The sequence below is a fragment of the Streptomyces coelicoflavus genome, from assembly GCF_045041415.1.
GTDB lineage: Bacteria > Actinomycetota > Actinomycetes > Streptomycetales > Streptomycetaceae > Streptomyces > Streptomyces coelicoflavus.
The window spans coordinates 495,078-510,793 of sequence record NZ_CP108218.1; the positions used below are offsets into that span (position 1 = coordinate 495,078).

Genomic DNA, 15,716 nt, shown 5'->3' on the forward strand with positions numbered 1-15,716 from the left:
GAACACCGGCCGGTCGTTCGCCGTTGAACAGACCGTGGGTACGGATGGGACAGTGTCCCCGGGCCTCACCTATTGCCCACAGGGACGATCGTTCGGCTGAAGCCCTGTGGAGCCTTTCGCCGAGAGGCGACCGCCATCCGTATCCGCATCGAGCCGCCCCGGCCGTGATTCCCCCGTCGCGGTCGGGGCTTCCTCTTGCGCGTGTCCCTTCCCGGCGGCGGGTACCCGGTGCGCTCCGCACGGGCAGGCCGCCGAGAGGAGCACAGGGTGAGCAGCACAACGGGCAGCAGGATCGTGGTCACGGGCGCCACGGGGAACGTGGGCACCAGCGTGGTCCGGCTCCTCTCCGGGGATCCGGAGGTGGGGTCCGTACTGGGGCTGGCCCGGCGCGTCCCCGAGTGGTCGCCCGCGAAGACCGAGTGGGCCGCGGTCGACCTCGCCTCGGAGCAGACCGACCTGACCGGCCACTTCGCCGGCGCCGACGCCGTGGTCCATCTGGCCTGGGCGTTCCAGCCGACGCACGATCCGGCGACGACCTGGCGCACGAACGTACTCGGCTCCCTCCGGGTCTTCGAGGCGGTGGCCGCGGCCGGAGTGCCGGCGCTGGTGCACGCCTCGTCCGTCGGCGCGTACTCGCCGGGGCCCAAGAACCACGCGGTGGACGAGTCGTGGCCGACGCACGGCTGGCCGGACGCGGCCTACTGCCGGGAGAAGGCCTATCTGGAACGGATCCTGGACACCTTCGAGCGCGACCGTCCGGGGATCCGGGTGGTGCGGATGCGGCCGGCCTTCCTCTTCAAGCGGGAGTCGGCCAGCGAGCAGCGCCGGATCTTCGGCGGCCGCTTCCTGCCGGGTCCGGCGGCGCGTCCGGAGCGGCTCCCGTTCCTGCCGGACATCCCGGGGCTGCGGGTGCAGGCCCTGCACACGGACGACGCGGCCGGCGCCTACCGGCTGGCCGTGCGTTCCGGGACCGCGCGGGGCGCGTTCAACCTGGCGGCCGAGCCGCCGGTGGACGCCGAGTTGCTGGGTGAGTTGGTCGGGGTGCGTCCCGTACGGCTGCCGCGCACCGCGGCCCGCTCGGCGATCGCCGCCGCGTGGGGGCTGCGGCTGCTGCCGGCCTCGCCCCACCTCTTCGACGCGGTACTGCGGCTGCCGATCATGGACTGCACGCGGGCGCGGGTGGAGCTCGGCTGGCGCGCGACGCGTACGTCCACGGAGGTGCTGGAGGAGTTCCTGCGGGGGTTGCGGCAGGGCGCGGGGGCGGACACGGAGCCGATGCGGGGGCGGAAGGTCGGCTGACGCACCCGGCCGTTCAGCCGACCGGACTCGTCTCAGCCGGAGGACTCGTCGGGCACCGGGTGCTCGGGGTGCATGGCACCCGAGTACGGGGCGCCCTGCCGGCCCGTGCCCGCCTCGTCGGTGTCGGGCACGTCGGTCGCGGGCCCGGTCTCCGCGTCGCCGGCGGCGTCCCCGTCGGCCTCGGGCTCTTCGCCCGCCGGGCCCTGCCGGTGCTCGCGCTGCTCGCGGGTGGGCGAGGCCGCCTCCCACGGGTCGTCGTGGTCCCCGGCCTGCTGGTCCGGCATGTCGCGCGGGACGGGGGCACCGTTCTCACCCGGGCCTTCCTGGCGGTGGTCGGACACGACGCGCTCCTTCCCGTGGTGCTCCGTTCGTCCGGGGCCGTCCGACGGCCCTCGGAGCGGCGTCGGGTACCTCCCCGGTGACCGGCGAAACCTCAGTGCGGGGCCCGCTCCTCGAGCGCCGTGCGCCAGGCCGGGACCGGATACTCGGGGGCCGGCTCGGGACGCCTGCCGCCGCGCGCGAAGAAGTCGGCCAGGGGGAGGATCGCGGCGCCGACGGTGACGGCGTCGGGACCGAGCCGCCCCAGGTCGACCGTCACCTTCCTGGCGGGATGACGCAGCGCGTACGACACGGCGTGGCGGCGTACGGCGGGCAGGAAGCGGGTGCCGAGCTGGAGGCCGGCCCAGCCGCCGATGAGGATGCGCTCGGGCTGGAAGAGGTTGATCAGGTCGGACAGGCCCGCGCCCAGGTACTCGGCGGTCTCCTCCAGGACGGCGAGCGCGACCGGGTCGGCACTCTCGTCGCCGGACGGGTGGGCGGCGGCGAGCAGCGCGGTGAGGGCGGTCTCCTCGTCGGTGCCCTCCGGCACCCGGCCGCCCTCCTCCCGCCAGCGGGCCAGCAGTGACTCGGCGCCCGCGTACGCCTCCAGGCAGCCGAGTGCGCCGCAGCGGCAGCGGCGTCCCCTGACCCGGACCGTCAGGTGCCCCCATTCGACCGCCCGGCCCTGCTCGACGTCGGGGGTGACGAGGCTGGCGCCGACGCCGGAGCCGAAGAGGACCACGACCGCGTTGCGCGCGCCGCGTCCCGCGCCGAACCACATCTCGGCCTGGCCGAGGGTCTTGGCGCCGTTGTCGATGAGGTACGGGACGGTGTCGGGCAGCGGGGATCCGGCGCGCAGCAGGGCCTCCAGCGGAACCGCGTCCCAGCCGATGGTCTGGCCGTGCACCACGGCCCCCCGCTCGGCGGTGTGCTCGACGATGCCGGGGACGCCGATCCCGGCGCCGAGCAGCCGTTCGGCCGGGAGTCCGGCCGCGGCCAGCACCTCGGCGATGCCGTCGCGGATGTGTCCGACGATGACGTCGACGTCATAGCGCTGCTGGGCCAGCGGGCGTTCGGCGCGGGCGAGTTCGGTGAGCGTCAGGTCGAAGAGTTCGACCCGTACCCGGGTCTCGCCGACGTCCACGCCGATCATGTGGCCGCTGGCGGGAGCCACGCGCAGCAGGGTGCGGGGCCGGCCGCCGTCGGAGTCGACGCTGCCGGCCTCCTCCACCAGTCCGTCGGCGACCAGGTCGGCGACCACGTTGCTGACGGAACCGGAGCTGAGGCCGGTGGCCGGGCCCAGTTCGAACCGGCTGAGCGGCCCGTCGAAGTAGAGCCGCTGGAGCACGGCCGTACGGTTGGCCCTCCTGAGGTCGCGCACCGTGCGCCCGTTCCGCCCCGCCATGTGGCTCCTCCCGTGCTGTGCCCGGTCTGCAACATACCTCTGCGGGACAGCCGCACGCGACTTCCCTTCACCCTTAATTCATGCTATGAACTCGCGCCCGGAAATCCGGTGGCGACTTGACCCGTAGGCTATTTACGCTAGGCGAAAACCTAGAGGCTCTAGGACCGGCCTCGTCCCAGGACCGGCCCGACCGCCCTGACCGACCGACCCGACCGGCCTTTGCAACCTTTCGACCAAGGGAGGCTCCCATGAGAGCACTCGACGAGCGGGACATCCGCACCTCCTTCATCAACTGCTCGAAGGGCGAGGCCAAGCGTCTGACCGTTCCCCGTGACCTCGACGAGCGCCCCTGGGGCGATCTCGACTTCTTCGGCTGGCGGGATCCCGGGGCGCCCGACCGCAGCTATCTGGTCGCCGAACAGGACGGACGGCTCGCCGGTGTGGCGCTGCGGTTCCAGCAGTCCCGGAGCGGCTTCCTCCAGCGCAGCATGTGCGGGCTGTGCCTGACCACCCATCCGCGGGGCGGTGTGTCGCTGATGACGGCGCGCAAGGCGGGGGCGGCGGGCCGGGAGGGCAACTCGGTCGGCCTCTACATGTGCACGGATCTCGCCTGTCCCCTCTATCTGCGGGGCAGGAAGGTGCCGGAGGGCGGGGGCCGGTTCGAGGAGAGCCTCACCCTGGAGGAGCAGATCGCCCGTACGCTGGGCAATCTGTCCGCGTTCGTCGCCAAGGTGACCGGCTGACCCGTCCGGCGGCGCACGGCGCGTGAGAGGGGCCCGGCCGCCCGCGTCCGGCTACCGTCCTGATCGGACACGTTCGAGGCGCCTGCGGAAGGGAACAGCCCGAGGATGCGGGATGTGCTGGATGCCGCGAGGGCGGCGCTGCGGCGGGTGAAGTGGCTGCGGGACCCCATGGTGGTGCAGGCTTTTCGCTCCGCCGCCGCGGCTTCGATCGCCTACGTCATCGCGGTACGGCTGACCCCCGACAAGTCGGCGCCACCGCTCACCGCGCCGCTGACCGCCCTGCTGGTCGTCCAGGTCACCCTGTACGCCACGCTGAAGATGAGCTTCCGCCGGGTGAACGCCGTGGTGGCCGGTGTCCTGGTCGCCATCGCCTTCAGCCAGTTGGTCGGACTGAGCTGGTGGAGCCTGGGCCTGATCATCCTGGCGGCGCTGGGTGTCGGGCACCTGGTGCGCGCCGAGGAGTTCACCGCCGAGGTGGCGATCAGCGCGATGCTGGTGCTCGGCGTGACCTCGCACGGGAGCCTGGCGTGGGCCCGGGTGGTGGAGACCCTGGTCGGGGCGATCGTGGGTCTGGTCTTCAATCTGATCCTGGCGCCTCCGGTGTGGGTGGAGCAGGCCGGTGAGTCCGTCGTGGGGCTGGCCAGGCAGGTGCGCCAACTGCTGTTGCGCATGGGCGAGGAGGCCGCCGGCAGCATGCCGTTCCACGAGGCGGCGGCCCGGCTGCACGAGGCGCGCCGGCTCGACCACGACATCGGCGAGGTGGACGAGGACCTCCGCCAGGCCGAGGACAGTCTGCGGTTCAACCCCCGGGTGCGCGAGGGACTGCTGCACCGGGTCGTGCTGCGCACCGGTCTGGACACCCTGGAGATCTGCACGGTGGTCATGCGGGTCCTCGCGCGCAGCTTCACGGACCTGGCCAAGGAGCGGGAGCCGGAACCCCTGTTCGCACCGGAGACGGGGGCCGCCGTCCAGGAGCTGCTGTCCGAGATCGCCGACGCCGTGGTGAGCTTCTCGGTGCTGGTCACCAGCAACGCGAGTGAGAACGCCGAGTCCGCGGAGGAGCGGCTGGCCGCCGAGCTGCGCCAGGCCGCGGTCACCCGGGACCGGCTGGCCGGCCTGCTCCTCGACGAGGTCAGGCGGGACGCGAGGCAGTGGCAGCTGCGGGGCGCGGTGCTGGCCGAGGTGAACCGGATCATCGACGAGATGGACACCGAGCACCGCTCCCGCCGGCTCCTGGAGGAGCTGGACCGGCACACGCGCGAGCAGCGCGAACGCATGCCGCGGCTGACCCGGTTGTGGGACCGGGTACGGGCCCGGCTGCGCCGGCGGAACCGCGGCACCGCCGCCCGGCGTTCCTCTTGAGGGACGAGGAACGGTTCACGGCGAATGAGGGGCGTTCGGATGACCGACACCAGTGTGCGGATCGACGGGAACCGGCTGTCGCTGCCGGGCGGCGCGTCGGTGCGCTTCGTACGCACGCTCCGGCTGCCCGAGACGGGGACGCATCCGCTGCCGCCGGGGCTCGGCGAGTTCCCGGTCCGCCGGGTCGCCGACTACGCGGACACCGTGCCCGAGCAGTGGCGTGCGCGCGGCGGTGTGATGCTGCCGGTGTACCTGCGTGAGGCCATGTGGCTGAGTTTCGCGGGCACGCGGGAACCCGCCGCCCTCCAGGTGGGGGTGGGCAAGGTGTGCGCGGTCTCGGGCAGGCCGTGGAGCGACCGGCTGTCGCGCGACCCGCAGAACTACGTGGTCCTCCCCCGCCAGCCCTGGCTGGACGGCATCAACTCCGGCTCCGGCACGGTCCGTCAGTTCGTGGCGGTGCCGCTCGGCATGGGGGCGACCGTCGAGGGCCAGGTCACCGGTGCGGAGGTCTGGGGAGGCGTGCAGTTGCAGGCGTTCACCCTGAACGCGCCCGAGCTGCTGCGCTGGCGCGAGGAGGAGCGGCGCCGCAGGGCGGCGGCCCCCCGGGGAGCCCGTCCGGGCGGGGCCTTCGGAGCCGCGGCGCCGGCGGCGGCACCGGCCGCCCCGGGTGCGGCCCCGGGCTACGGCGGGACGGTCCGGCGCCAGTCCGCGCCGGCCATGGGGCTCGGCGTCGGCGGTTCCATGCGCCAGGAGGTGTACCGCGACCAACGGCCGCTGACGGACTGGGCCGAGCGGCCGGCCGGGCGGGTCTACGTGCACCTGGTGACACCGCCGGAGTGGCGCCGCATCACCGGGGAGGCGCCGCCGCCGTCCCCGGTGGACCGGGCCGCGTACACCCGGGCCGGTCTGCCCTGGTACGACTACTACGACCAGGACGCCCGCGACCTCGAGCCCACCGGGCCGCTCCAGGACGTCAAGCCGGTCGGGGACTGGATCGGGGACGACCACGAACCGTGGCAGGCCCCCGCACCCCACCAGGTGAACCCCCTCGGGGACACCCCGGGCCGTCCGGTGCAGGACGGGGACTGGTAGAGGACCGGCACGGAAGGGCGGGCGGGCGTCATGAACCGCGACAGTCCGGACAGGCGGCGATTCCTGACGCTCCTCGCACGGACCGCCACCGCCGCGGCGGCGCTTCCCGCGGCAGCGGCCTGTGGCGGACCGGCGGAGCCGGACGGCGGACCGGACGGGCCGGCCGCCGCGGGCACCGCGCCCGGGGCGAGCAGCGGTGCGCCGGGCAGGCAGCGGCAGCCCTCCGGACCGCGCCCGCTCCTCCTCGGCACCTACACCTCCGCAGAGGGCGGCGGCGAGGGCGTCGGGCTCGCCGAGTACGACCCCGGCACGGGCCGGATCACCGGCCGCGGTGTCCTCGCCGAGGTCGACGACCCCTCGTACCTGGCCGTGCACCCCGACGGCCGCACCCTGTACGCGGTGAACGAGCGCGAGGACGGTGCCGTGACCGCGGTCCGGCTGTCGGACCGCAGGGTGCTGGGCAGCCGGAGCACCGGTGGCGCGGCACCCTGCCATCTGTCCGTGCATCCGGGCGGACGCTGGCTGTTCAGCGCCAACTACGGCTCGGGCAGCGTCGCCGTGCACCCGATCGACGCCTCGGGCGCGCTCGGGGAGCGTACCGGCCTGGTCACGCACTCCGATCCCCCGCCGGGCCCCGGACAGCGGGGGCCGCACGCCCACCAGGTCGTCACCGGCCCGGACGGGAACCACGTCCTCGCGGTGGACCTCGGTACGGACACCGTGTACACCTACCGTCTGGACGAGGACGCGGGGACCCTCTCGGAGGTCGCGCGGGCCCGGACCCGGCCGGGCGCCGGGCCCCGGCACCTCGCCTTCCACCCCGGCGGGCGCCACGCCTATCTCGCCAACGAGGTCGACGACACCGTCGCGGTCTGCGCGTACGACCCGGAGACGGGACGGCTGACCGTGGGCGAGGCACAGCCCACCGGGGCGGAGCCGAGCCCGGGGTCCGGCCCCAACCACCCCGCGCAGTTCCTGGTCACGTCCGACGGCGCGTACGCCTTCCTCGCCAACCGGGGGCACAACAGTCTGAGCCGGTACGCGGTGGAGGCGGCGGGCGCCCGGCTGCGGCTGCTCGGCACGGTGCCGGTGGGCGGCGACTTCCCCCGGCAGATCGCCTTCTCCCCGGACGGCGGACTGCTGTTCGCGGCCAACCAGCGCTCCGGCACCGTCAGCGCCTTCCGCGTGAGCGAGGACGGTGGCGAACTGCGCACCGCGGGCAGGCCGTTCGCGTCACCCGTCGCCGTCTGCGCGCTGCCGTTGTAGGGCCCGGGGGCAGGAGACGGTGCCCGCCTGCGCGAGGAGCACGTGCACCCGCTCGGTGAGCTGCGCGATCTCGTCGGCCGGCGCGTGGAAGGGCAGGCGTACGTCCCCGTGGTCACGGAGGCGTTCGATGCGCAGGGTGAGTCCGTGCCGGTCGACGGCGAGCGGCCGCACCCGGACCGCTCCGTGCAGGCTGTCCGTGTCGACGAGCCGGGTCAGCCGCTGGACGGCGTCGTCGTGGCAGTCGGCGAGGTGGGTCAGCAGCCGCGCCTCGGCCAGGGCCAGCGGATCGGGCGCGGCGGCGGTGAACTCGTCGACGTCGACGACCACGGCACCGGAGGGGCGCCGCAGCACCGCCCGGGTGGGGCGGAAGGCCAGGTGACCGTCCTCCACGGCCAGCCGGCCGGCGAGCCAGAGCCGGGCCCTGATCCGGCTCCGCACCGGGACGGGCGCCACGTCGGCGAACTCCAGCACGGCGGACGGCTCCCCCCGGGGCGCGCACAGCGCCGCGGCGAGCAGGGCGCTGTCCTCGGGCACGTGCAGGAGTACCCGGCCGTCGTCGGCGACGGTGTGCGCGCCGACGAGCTCCTCGCGGCCGCCCTCCGCGGTCACCGCGCAGGACCACGCGGCGGCGAGCACGGACCGGGCCTGCTCCGCCGCGGCCGGCGCGGCCGTCCAGGCGTGGGTGTCACCCATCCCAACCTCCGTTCAGGTTCGGCAATTCATTAGGTAAGGCTCACCTAACCTATCGGAGATCGGGGAGCGCGCCAACCACGACACCGGTTCGAACCGCGATCCGGACACGCCGCGTCAGGGCGCGATGGCCCCCAACAGCGCCCGTGCGCACAGGTCTCGCACCTGCTCGCGGGCGGGTTCCGGATCCCGCAGCCACTCCAGGCAGACGGCGGTGGTGAAGGCCAGCCAGCCGCGCACCGCCAGCCGTACGTCGCCGCGTTCCTCGACGGCCGGACCGAACTCGGGGTCGGCGGACAGGGCGGCGAGGATCTGCCGCTCCTGCGCGGCCAGCGCCCGCCGGTAGACCTGGCGCACGGCCTGGTCGCCGGTCGCGTCGGCACGGTGGAAGGCGCGGTAGCCGTGTGCGTGGGCCCGGACGTACTCCAGATACGCGTCGAGGCCCGCGGTGAGCTGCTCGCGCACCGGGACGCCGGGCACGGCCGCCGTCATCCGCAGCATGCGCTCGCTCTCCCGCTCGACGACCGCCGCGAAGAAGTCCCGTTTGTTCGGGAAGTAGTGGTACAGCAGCCCGCGGGAGACCCCGGCGATCTCGGCGACCTGCTCGATCCACACCTCGTCGTAGGGACTGTCCGAGAACAGCCGCGCGCCCACCGAGAGCAGCTGCTCCCGGCGCTCGGCGGTGCTGAGCCGGCGGCGGGTGCGCGCGCCCTGGTTCGCGGCCATGCCCGCACCTTACTTGACGCCGGTTCAACAACGGGACGAGACTGGGGCCGCGTTATTGAATCCATGTACAACACGCTCGCCTCGGCTCGTGCAACACGCCGCTGCGTCAAGGGAGATCGCGTCATGGCCCAGACAGCGAGGGAACCGGCCCGGGACGGACTGCCGAAGGGCTTCCGCAGTGCCGAGCTGGGCTGGCCGGAGCTGCACCGCATCCCGCACCCGCCGTACCGGCTGCCGCTGCTCGGTGACGTGCTGGGCGCGAGCCGGCGCACCCCGATGCAGGACTCGCTGCGGTACGCGCGGCGGCTGGGGCCGATCTACCGGCGGCGGGTCTTCGGCAAGGAGTTCGTGTTCGTGTGGGGCGCCTCCCTCGCCGCCGACCTGGCCGACGAGACGCGGTTCGCCAAGCACGTGGGCCTGGGCGTGGCCAACCTGCGGCCGGTCGCCGGGGACGGGCTGTTCACAGCGTACAACCACGAGCCCAACTGGCAGCTCGCGCACGACGTGCTGGCGCCCGGGTTCAGCCGCGAGGCCATGGCCGGGTACCACGTGATGATGCTGGACGTGGCCGCGCGGCTCACCGGCCACTGGGATCTGGCCGAGGCGTCGGGCCGGGCGGTGGACGTGCCCGGCGACATGACCAAGCTGACGCTGGAGACCATCGCGCGCACCGGTTTCGGGCACGACTTCGGCTCCTTCGAACGCCCCCGCCTCCACCCCTTCGTCACCGCGATGGTGGGCACGCTCGGCTACGCGCAGCGCCGGAACACGGTGCCCGCGCCGCTCGCCCCCTGGCTGCTGCGCGACGCGAGCCGCCGCAACGCCGCCGACATCGCCTACCTCAACCGCACGGTCGACGACCTCGTCCGCGAACGCCGGGCGACCGGCGGCGACGGCGGCAGGGGCGGGGACGGCGACCTGCTCGACCGGATGCTGGAGACGGCCCACCCGCGGACCGGCGAGCGGCTGTCGCCGGAGAACGTGCGCCGGCAGGTCATCACCTTCCTCGTCGCCGGGCACGAGACGACCTCGGGCGCGCTCTCCTTCGCGCTGCACTACCTTGCCCGGCACCCCGACGTGGCGGCCCGGGCCCGTGCCGAGGTGGACCGGGTGTGGGGCGGCACCGAGGCGCCGGGCTACGAGCAGGTGGCCAAGCTGCGTTACGTGCGCCGGGTGCTCGACGAGTCGCTGCGGCTGTGGCCGACCGCGCCCGCCTTCGCACGGGAGGCCCGCGAGGACACGCTGCTCGGCGGCGCGTACCCGATGCGACGCGGGGCCTGGGCGCTGGTGCTCACGGGCATGCTGCACCGCGATCCGGAGGTGTGGGGCCCGGACGCCGAGCGGTTCGACCCGGACCGCTTCGACGCGAAGGCCGTACGCGCGCGTGCCCCGCACACGTTCAAGCCGTTCGGGACGGGGGCGCGGGCGTGCATCGGGCGGCAATTCGCACTGCACGAGGCGACGCTGGTCCTCGGGCTGCTGCTGCGCCGCTACGAGTTGCGGCCGGACCCCGGATACCGGCTGCGGGTGACCGAGCGGCTGACGCTGATGCCGGAGGGGCTGCGGCTGCACCTGGACCGGCGCACCGCCGCCCCGGCGTCGTCCCCGTCCCACCCGGACGACGCCGGGGCGGCAGGGGAACAGGACACCGGGAACGCAGGCTCAGCGCCCCGCTGTCCAGTGCACCGGGCGGGTGACTGAGTCCGGCAGCCTGGTGCCGGGGCCGCCACGGGCCGCGTTGACCTGCGGCTGGGTCAGGAAGAAGGCGCCCGTCAGGTCCGCGTCGGTCAGATCGGCGTCGCGCAGGTCCGCGCCGATCAGGTCGGCGCCCCGCAGGTCGGCGCCGGTGAGGTCGGCGGCGATGAGGTAGGCCCCGCGCAGATCGGCGCCGGCCAGGTCGGCGCCTCTCAGCCGGGCGCCCATCAGGTCGGCGTTGCGGCGGTTCTTCTTGCGGCCCCGGGCGCCGGCCCGGACCAGCTCGCTGGTGCGCAGCAGAAGCACGTTGACCCGCTGCCGGTGTGCGGCCACGTCGAGGGCGGCCAGTTCCCCGGGGGTCCCCCCGGCGAGGCGCTCGGTGTCGGCGAGGGTCCGGCGCAGGTCGGCGTGGACCGGGCGGGCGGCCGGCAGGGTCAGTGCCTCGGTCAGGTACCAGAGCAGCTCGTGCAGCTGACGGACGACCGGGAACACGTCGAACATGCCGCGCCCGCGCTCCGGCGGGCCGCCGCGCCAGTCCGCGCCGCCGAAGGTGACCTGCGAGACCCGCTGCCCGGCGCCGAAGCAGTCGTAGACCGTGCAGCCGCTGAAGCCGCGTTCCCGCAGCGTCGCGTGGATGCCGCAACGGTGGTCGGTGCGGAGGTTGGCGCAGGGTGTGCCGGCGTCCTTGTCGACCGCGAAGTCCGCGGAGCGGGCGAAGGGCAGGGCCACGCAGCACAGTCCGAAGCAGCTCCCGCAGTCGCCGCGCAGTTCCGCCGGGGCCGGTGTGTCCGTCCGGTCCGCCGTGTGTTCTCGCATGTCGTCGAGGATACGGGCCGTCGGCGCGCGGCCCCGGGGTCGGCCCCGTGCGGCCGGTCAGACCTCCAGCGCGGACAGGTCGAGACGGGCGAGCCGCTCGGGGTCGGACAGGATGTACAGCCCCGTGATGAGCCCGTCGGCGACGGTGACGTAGGTGACCGACCGCGGCTGCCCCTCGGACACGGCGACGGTGCCCACCGCGCCGCTGACCAGGACGACCCGGGCGAGCCCGGCGAGGTGGCGGAAGTGGAACGCCCCGGTGGCGACCGTCCGCGCCCCCCGGACCGTCTTCGACGCCGCCACGCCCCGGGCCAGTGCCCCGGCGTCGGCCCGCAGCACCACGTCCGGGTGCAGGACGGACACCAGGGCCTCGAAGTCGCCGGCCCGGCTCGCGGCGAGGAACGCCTCGACCGCCCGGCGCTGCCGGCCGAGGTCCGGTTCGGCCGCGGGGGTCGCGTCGCGCACCCGGCGCCGGGCCCGGCTGGCGAGCTGCCTGGTGGCGGCGGGGCTGCGCTCGACGACCGGCGCGATGTCGTCGAAGGGCACGGCGAACATGTCGTGCAGGACGAAGGCCAGCCGCTCGGCCGGTTCCAGCGTCTCGAGGACCACGAGCAGGGCGATGCCCACCGAGTCCGTGTGCAGGGCCTCCTCCTCCGGGTCCGCCCGGGGCAGCGCCCGCAGCACGGGGTCCGGCACGAAGGTGTCGAAGCCCTCGGTCATCGGCTCCTCGCGGCGCGCGGTGCGGGAGCGCAGCAGGTCCAGGCAGATCCGCCCGGTCACGGTGGTCAGCCAGGCGCCGAGGTTGTCGATGCGGTCCTCGCCGGAGCGGTCGAGCCGCAGCCAGGCCTCCTGCACGGCGTCCTCCGCCTCGGCCAGTGAGCCGAGCATGCGGTAGGCCACCGCCTTGAGCTGCCCCCGGTGCTCCTCGAAGCGCTCCGCGAGCCGCTGCTGTCCCCGCATGTCCGGTTCCCCCCGCACGTCGTGCCCCACCCGCACACCCTGCTCCCCCGCCACGCCGCTACCGTCCGAAGACTTCGAAGGTCACGGCCGGCTTCCCGCCGAACCGCTCGCCGGCGGCCCGGGCGAAGCCGGTGAGGAATCCGCGTACGTACGTCTCCGGGTCCTCCTCGGTCAGCACCTCGATGTACGTGCGGTGTTCCAGCAGCGAGCGCACCGCGCGCTCGAGGCCAGGAGTGGCGTCCACGGCGTGGGTGGGCGAGGAGGAACCGGCGACCGCGACCCAGCGCACCCCGTTCCACGGTGCGAGGCCCTGCTCGGTCAGCTCCGGGAAGATCCACCGGTTGCCCGCGTCGGCCGCCGCGTCGAGCGTGGCGCGGCCGACGGCGACGTGGTCCGGAGTGTTCCAGGCGACGCCGCCCCAGGTGTCCCGGTGGTTCATGGTGATGACCAGTTCGGGCCGGTGCCGCCGGATCGCGGCGGCGATGTCGCGGCGCAGCGCGGTGCCGTACTCGACGACGCCGTCCCGGTGGTCGAGGAACTCCACCTGGCTCACCCCGACGACGGCGGCGCTCGCGCGCTGCTCCCGCTCCCGCAGCGGCGCGCACTCGGCGGGCGCCAGGGTGTCGATGCCCGCCTCGCCCCTGGTCGCGAGCACGTAGGCGACCTCGCGGCCCTCGTCCGTCCAGGACGCGATCGCCGCCGAGCAGCCGTACTCCAGGTCGTCGGGGTGGGCGACGACGGCGAGGGCGCGGCGCCAGTCGCCGGGCATGGGCTCCAGTTGCGTGATCGTCGGCTCCGTCATGCCCGCACACTAACCCGCGCCACCGGCGCCCCACCGCGGTTTCAGGCCGCGTCCCTCACGTCTCGTCGCGGGCGAGCGCGAGCAGCCGGTCCAGGACGCGGGGGCCGCCGGCCCGTACGCCGTCGTGCTCGAACTCGTCGGTGACCCAGGTGCGCAGGCCCCGGATCGCGCGGGCGGTGGTCAGCGAGTGGGCGGTGTCGACGTACATGTCGTCGTGGTAGACGACCGCGGCGGCCGGGACCTCGTTGGCGGCGAGGCGGGCCGGGTCGTACTGCGGCGTCCAGTCGGTGCGGGCGGCGAGCAGTTCGGCCGTCTCGCGCAGCGGGCGCAGTGCCGGGTCGCAGTCGAACATCCAGGGGTGGATGGTCTCGCCGGTGAAGAGCAGCGGTTCGTCGCCCGCGAGGGCCTTGGCGGCGTCGAAGCGCGGGAACTCGGCGCGCACCCGCTCGGCAGACCAGTCGGTGGGCCGGGCGTCCTGGCCGTAGATGGCCTCGTGGACCAGGGCGTACAGCGGGCGGCCGGCGTACGACAGCAGGCCCTGCGCCTGCTCCTGGAAGGCGTCGGAGAGTTCGTGTCCGCCCGGGGTGCGGACGAAGGCGTCCTCCAGGAGGAAGTGCAGCCGGTGGCTGCCCTCTCCGCTGCCGAGCATGATGCCGAGGGACTGGAAGGCCTCCACGGTGAGGCGGTAGCCGTTCGGCAGGACCACGTCGTGGGTGAGGAGGTGGTCGGCGATGCGGCGGGCGCGCTCGACGTCCTGCGGGTAGCGGGCGTAGTGCGCGACGACCTTGCGCTCGATACGGGGGTAGGCGGCCCGGTAGACGTCGTCCGCGTGGGCGTCCAGGGAGGGCAGGCCGCCGGTGATCAGGGCGGCGCTCAGGCCCTCGGGGGCCAGCGAGAGGTAGGCGACGGTGCAGAAGCCGCCGAAGCTCTGGCCGAGGACGGTCCAGGGGGCTCCGCCGGTGACCTGGGGGCGGATGGCCTCGCAGTCCCGGACAATGGCGTCGGCGCGGAAGTGGGCCAGGTAGTCGGCCTGTTCGGCGGGGCCGCCGCGCAGCGGGAGGGTCTGGCGACTGGCCGGGGTGGAGGCGCCGGTGCCGCGCTGGTCCAGGAGCAGGACGCGGTACTCCTGGAGGGCCCGGCCGAACCAGCCGGGGCGGCCGACGAAACGGTCCGCCTTGCCGCCGGGGCCGCCCTGGAGGTAGATCAGCCAGGGCAGGTCCTGGTCGGCCTTGTCGCTCGCGACGGCCTCGCGGGCGTACAGCTCGATCGTCTCCCCGCCCGGGTCGGCGTGGTCGAGGGGCACGGTGAAACGGCGGTCGGTGAGCACGACGCCTGGCTGGCGGTAGCTGACGCTCAAGGGGTCTCCCGGGGCGGACGGATGTGGCGGCCGGTTCTTTCGGCCGGGTCCCAGTTCAGCACACGGTCCTGCGGCCACCGACCCCCGGGATCATGAAATCGTGCCGAACGGCCTGCTGAACGGCCGGTCAGCGCGCGGCGAGGCTGGAGCGCCGCACCACCAGTTCCGGCTGGAGGACGACCCGGCGGTGCGGGTGGGTCCGGTCCGTGCCCTCCAGCTCGGTCTCCTCCAGGAGCAGCTCGGCGGCCATGGCGCCCATGGTGACGGCGGGCTGGCGCACGGAGGTGAGCGGGACGGCCGCGGCGGCGGCGAACTCGATGTCGTCGTAGCCCACGATCGCGAGGTCGTCCGGGACACCGACCCCGGCGGCGTACAGGGCCTGGAGGACGCCGAGGGCGAGCAGGTCGTTGGCGCAGAAGACGGCGGTCGGCCGGTCGGCGAGGCCCAGCAGGCGGGCGCCGGCGTCGCGGCCCGCGGCGACGTCGAGGCGCTCGGTGGGCAGTTCGCGCAGCGCGTCGGGGCCGAGCCCGGCCTCGGCGAGCGCGGCGAGGGCGCCGGTGCGGCGGTCGCGGACCTGGTTGAGGCCGGGCGGGCCGCTGACGTAGGCGATGGAGCGGTGTCCGGCGTCCACGAGGTGGCGTACGGCCAGCGCGCCGCCCGCGACGTCGTCGACGGAGACCGAGCACTCGGTGGTGCCCTCGGCGACGCGGTCGACGAGGACGAAGGGGATGTGGTGGCGCCGGAAGTTCTCGATGTTGCGGCCGGTGGCGTCGGCGGGGGTGAGCAGGACGCCCCGGACCCGCTGCTCGGCGAAGAGCGAGAGGTATTCGGCCTCCTCGCCCGGGCTCTGGGCGCTGTTGCAGACCATCACGCCGAGTCCGGCCTCGCGGGCGGCCCGCTCGGCGCCGCGGGCGACGTCGACGAAGAAGGGGTTGCCCATGTCCAGGACGAGGAGCCCCATGATGCGGCTGCGGCCGGCGCGCAGTTGGCGCGCGGACTCGCTGCGGACGTAGCCCAGCCGCTCGATCGCGGACAGTACGCGCGCGCGGGTCTCGGTCGCGACGGTGTCGGGGCGGTTGATGACGTTGGAGACCGTGCCCACGGAAACTCCGGCGGCGCGGGCGACGTCCTTGATACCCACGGAATGGGCCATCGGGCAGGGACCTCCGAGGTCGGGTGGGGGTG

The 15,716-nt window shown here is 74.4% G+C and carries 15 protein-coding genes; 6 read left to right on the top strand and 9 right to left on the bottom strand.

Translation table 11 applies throughout. The features are described from left to right. Positions 1–267 precede the first annotated feature (267 nt). Positions 268–1,299, top strand: a complete 1,032-nt coding sequence (locus OHA99_RS02295) for an SDR family oxidoreductase (protein ID WP_153176484.1) — start codon at positions 268–270, stop codon at positions 1,297–1,299. Between the two features lie 32 nt (positions 1,300–1,331). On the opposite strand, the gene OHA99_RS02300 is transcribed toward OHA99_RS02295, so the two are convergent. After that, positions 1,332–1,640 (bottom strand): hypothetical protein, encoded by a 309-nt coding sequence (locus OHA99_RS02300; protein WP_405693695.1) that lies wholly within the window; start codon positions 1,638–1,640, stop codon positions 1,332–1,334. Between the two features lie 92 nt (positions 1,641–1,732). Continuing rightward, the gene (locus OHA99_RS02305) at positions 1,733–3,022 is read right to left on the bottom strand and encodes an ROK family transcriptional regulator (RefSeq protein ID WP_153176486.1); all 1,290 of its coding nucleotides are present in this window, start codon (positions 3,020–3,022) and stop codon (positions 1,733–1,735) included. A gap of 248 nt (positions 3,023–3,270) precedes the next feature. Here OHA99_RS02305 and OHA99_RS02310 point away from each other — a divergent pair, with 248 nt between their 5' ends. The 4 genes from OHA99_RS02310 (at position 3,271) to OHA99_RS02325 (ending at position 7,485) form a co-directional block, all read left to right on the top strand. Further along, the gene (locus OHA99_RS02310; protein ID WP_153176487.1) at positions 3,271–3,765 is read left to right on the top strand and encodes an FBP domain-containing protein; all 495 of its coding nucleotides are present in this window, start codon (positions 3,271–3,273) and stop codon (positions 3,763–3,765) included. 105 nt (positions 3,766–3,870) lie between these two features. Then, the gene (locus tag OHA99_RS02315; RefSeq protein ID WP_366471542.1) at positions 3,871–5,127 is read left to right on the top strand and encodes an aromatic acid exporter family protein; all 1,257 of its coding nucleotides are present in this window, start codon (positions 3,871–3,873) and stop codon (positions 5,125–5,127) included. Between the two features lie 39 nt (positions 5,128–5,166). After that, positions 5,167–6,219 carry a hypothetical protein gene (locus tag OHA99_RS02320; RefSeq protein ID WP_405693698.1) on the top strand — a complete coding sequence of 351 codons (1,053 nt, stop codon included), beginning with the start codon at positions 5,167–5,169 and terminating at the stop codon, positions 6,217–6,219. A 30-nt stretch (positions 6,220–6,249) separates the two neighbouring features. Further along, entirely contained in the window at positions 6,250–7,485 is a 1,236-nt protein-coding gene (locus tag OHA99_RS02325) for a lactonase family protein (protein ID WP_405693700.1), read from the top strand. Here OHA99_RS02325 and OHA99_RS02330 read toward each other — a convergent pair. Then, a complete protein-coding gene (locus OHA99_RS02330; protein ID WP_381498058.1) occupies positions 7,453–8,178 on the bottom strand; it encodes a DUF2470 domain-containing protein in 726 nt (241 codons plus the stop codon). The two genes, OHA99_RS02325 and OHA99_RS02330, sit on opposite strands and share 33 nt — an antisense overlap. Positions 8,179–8,292: 114 nt before the next feature. Continuing rightward, positions 8,293–8,901 (bottom strand): TetR/AcrR family transcriptional regulator, encoded by a 609-nt coding sequence (locus OHA99_RS02335; protein WP_164381184.1) that lies wholly within the window; start codon positions 8,899–8,901, stop codon positions 8,293–8,295. A 123-nt stretch (positions 8,902–9,024) separates the two neighbouring features. On the opposite strand from OHA99_RS02335, the gene OHA99_RS02340 reads away from it, so the two are divergent. After that, positions 9,025–10,602 carry a cytochrome P450 gene (locus OHA99_RS02340; RefSeq protein ID WP_153176492.1) on the top strand — a complete coding sequence of 526 codons (1,578 nt, stop codon included), beginning with the start codon at positions 9,025–9,027 and terminating at the stop codon, positions 10,600–10,602. Here the strand turns inward: OHA99_RS02340 and OHA99_RS02345 are convergent. From OHA99_RS02345 to OHA99_RS02365, 5 genes are all read right to left on the bottom strand, one after another. After that, a complete protein-coding gene (locus OHA99_RS02345) occupies positions 10,564–11,412 on the bottom strand; it encodes a pentapeptide repeat-containing protein (protein ID WP_153176493.1) in 849 nt (282 codons plus the stop codon). The two genes, OHA99_RS02340 and OHA99_RS02345, sit on opposite strands and share 39 nt — an antisense overlap. Positions 11,413–11,469: 57 nt before the next feature. Continuing rightward, on the bottom strand, positions 11,470–12,372 hold the full coding sequence (locus tag OHA99_RS02350) for a sigma-70 family RNA polymerase sigma factor (protein WP_366471753.1): 903 nt from the start codon (positions 12,370–12,372) through the stop codon (positions 11,470–11,472). Positions 12,373–12,430: 58 nt separating this feature from the next. Beyond that, positions 12,431–13,174, bottom strand: coding sequence for a PIG-L deacetylase family protein (locus OHA99_RS02355; protein ID WP_381498056.1), 744 nt, complete (start codon positions 13,172–13,174; stop codon positions 12,431–12,433). A gap of 55 nt (positions 13,175–13,229) precedes the next feature. Then, entirely contained in the window at positions 13,230–14,531 is a 1,302-nt protein-coding gene (locus tag OHA99_RS02360; protein WP_381498054.1) for an alpha/beta fold hydrolase, read from the bottom strand. Positions 14,532–14,658: 127 nt separating this feature from the next. Beyond that, on the bottom strand, positions 14,659–15,684 hold the full coding sequence (locus tag OHA99_RS02365; protein WP_153176497.1) for a LacI family DNA-binding transcriptional regulator: 1,026 nt from the start codon (positions 15,682–15,684) through the stop codon (positions 14,659–14,661). Positions 15,685–15,716: the final 32 nt, after the last annotated feature.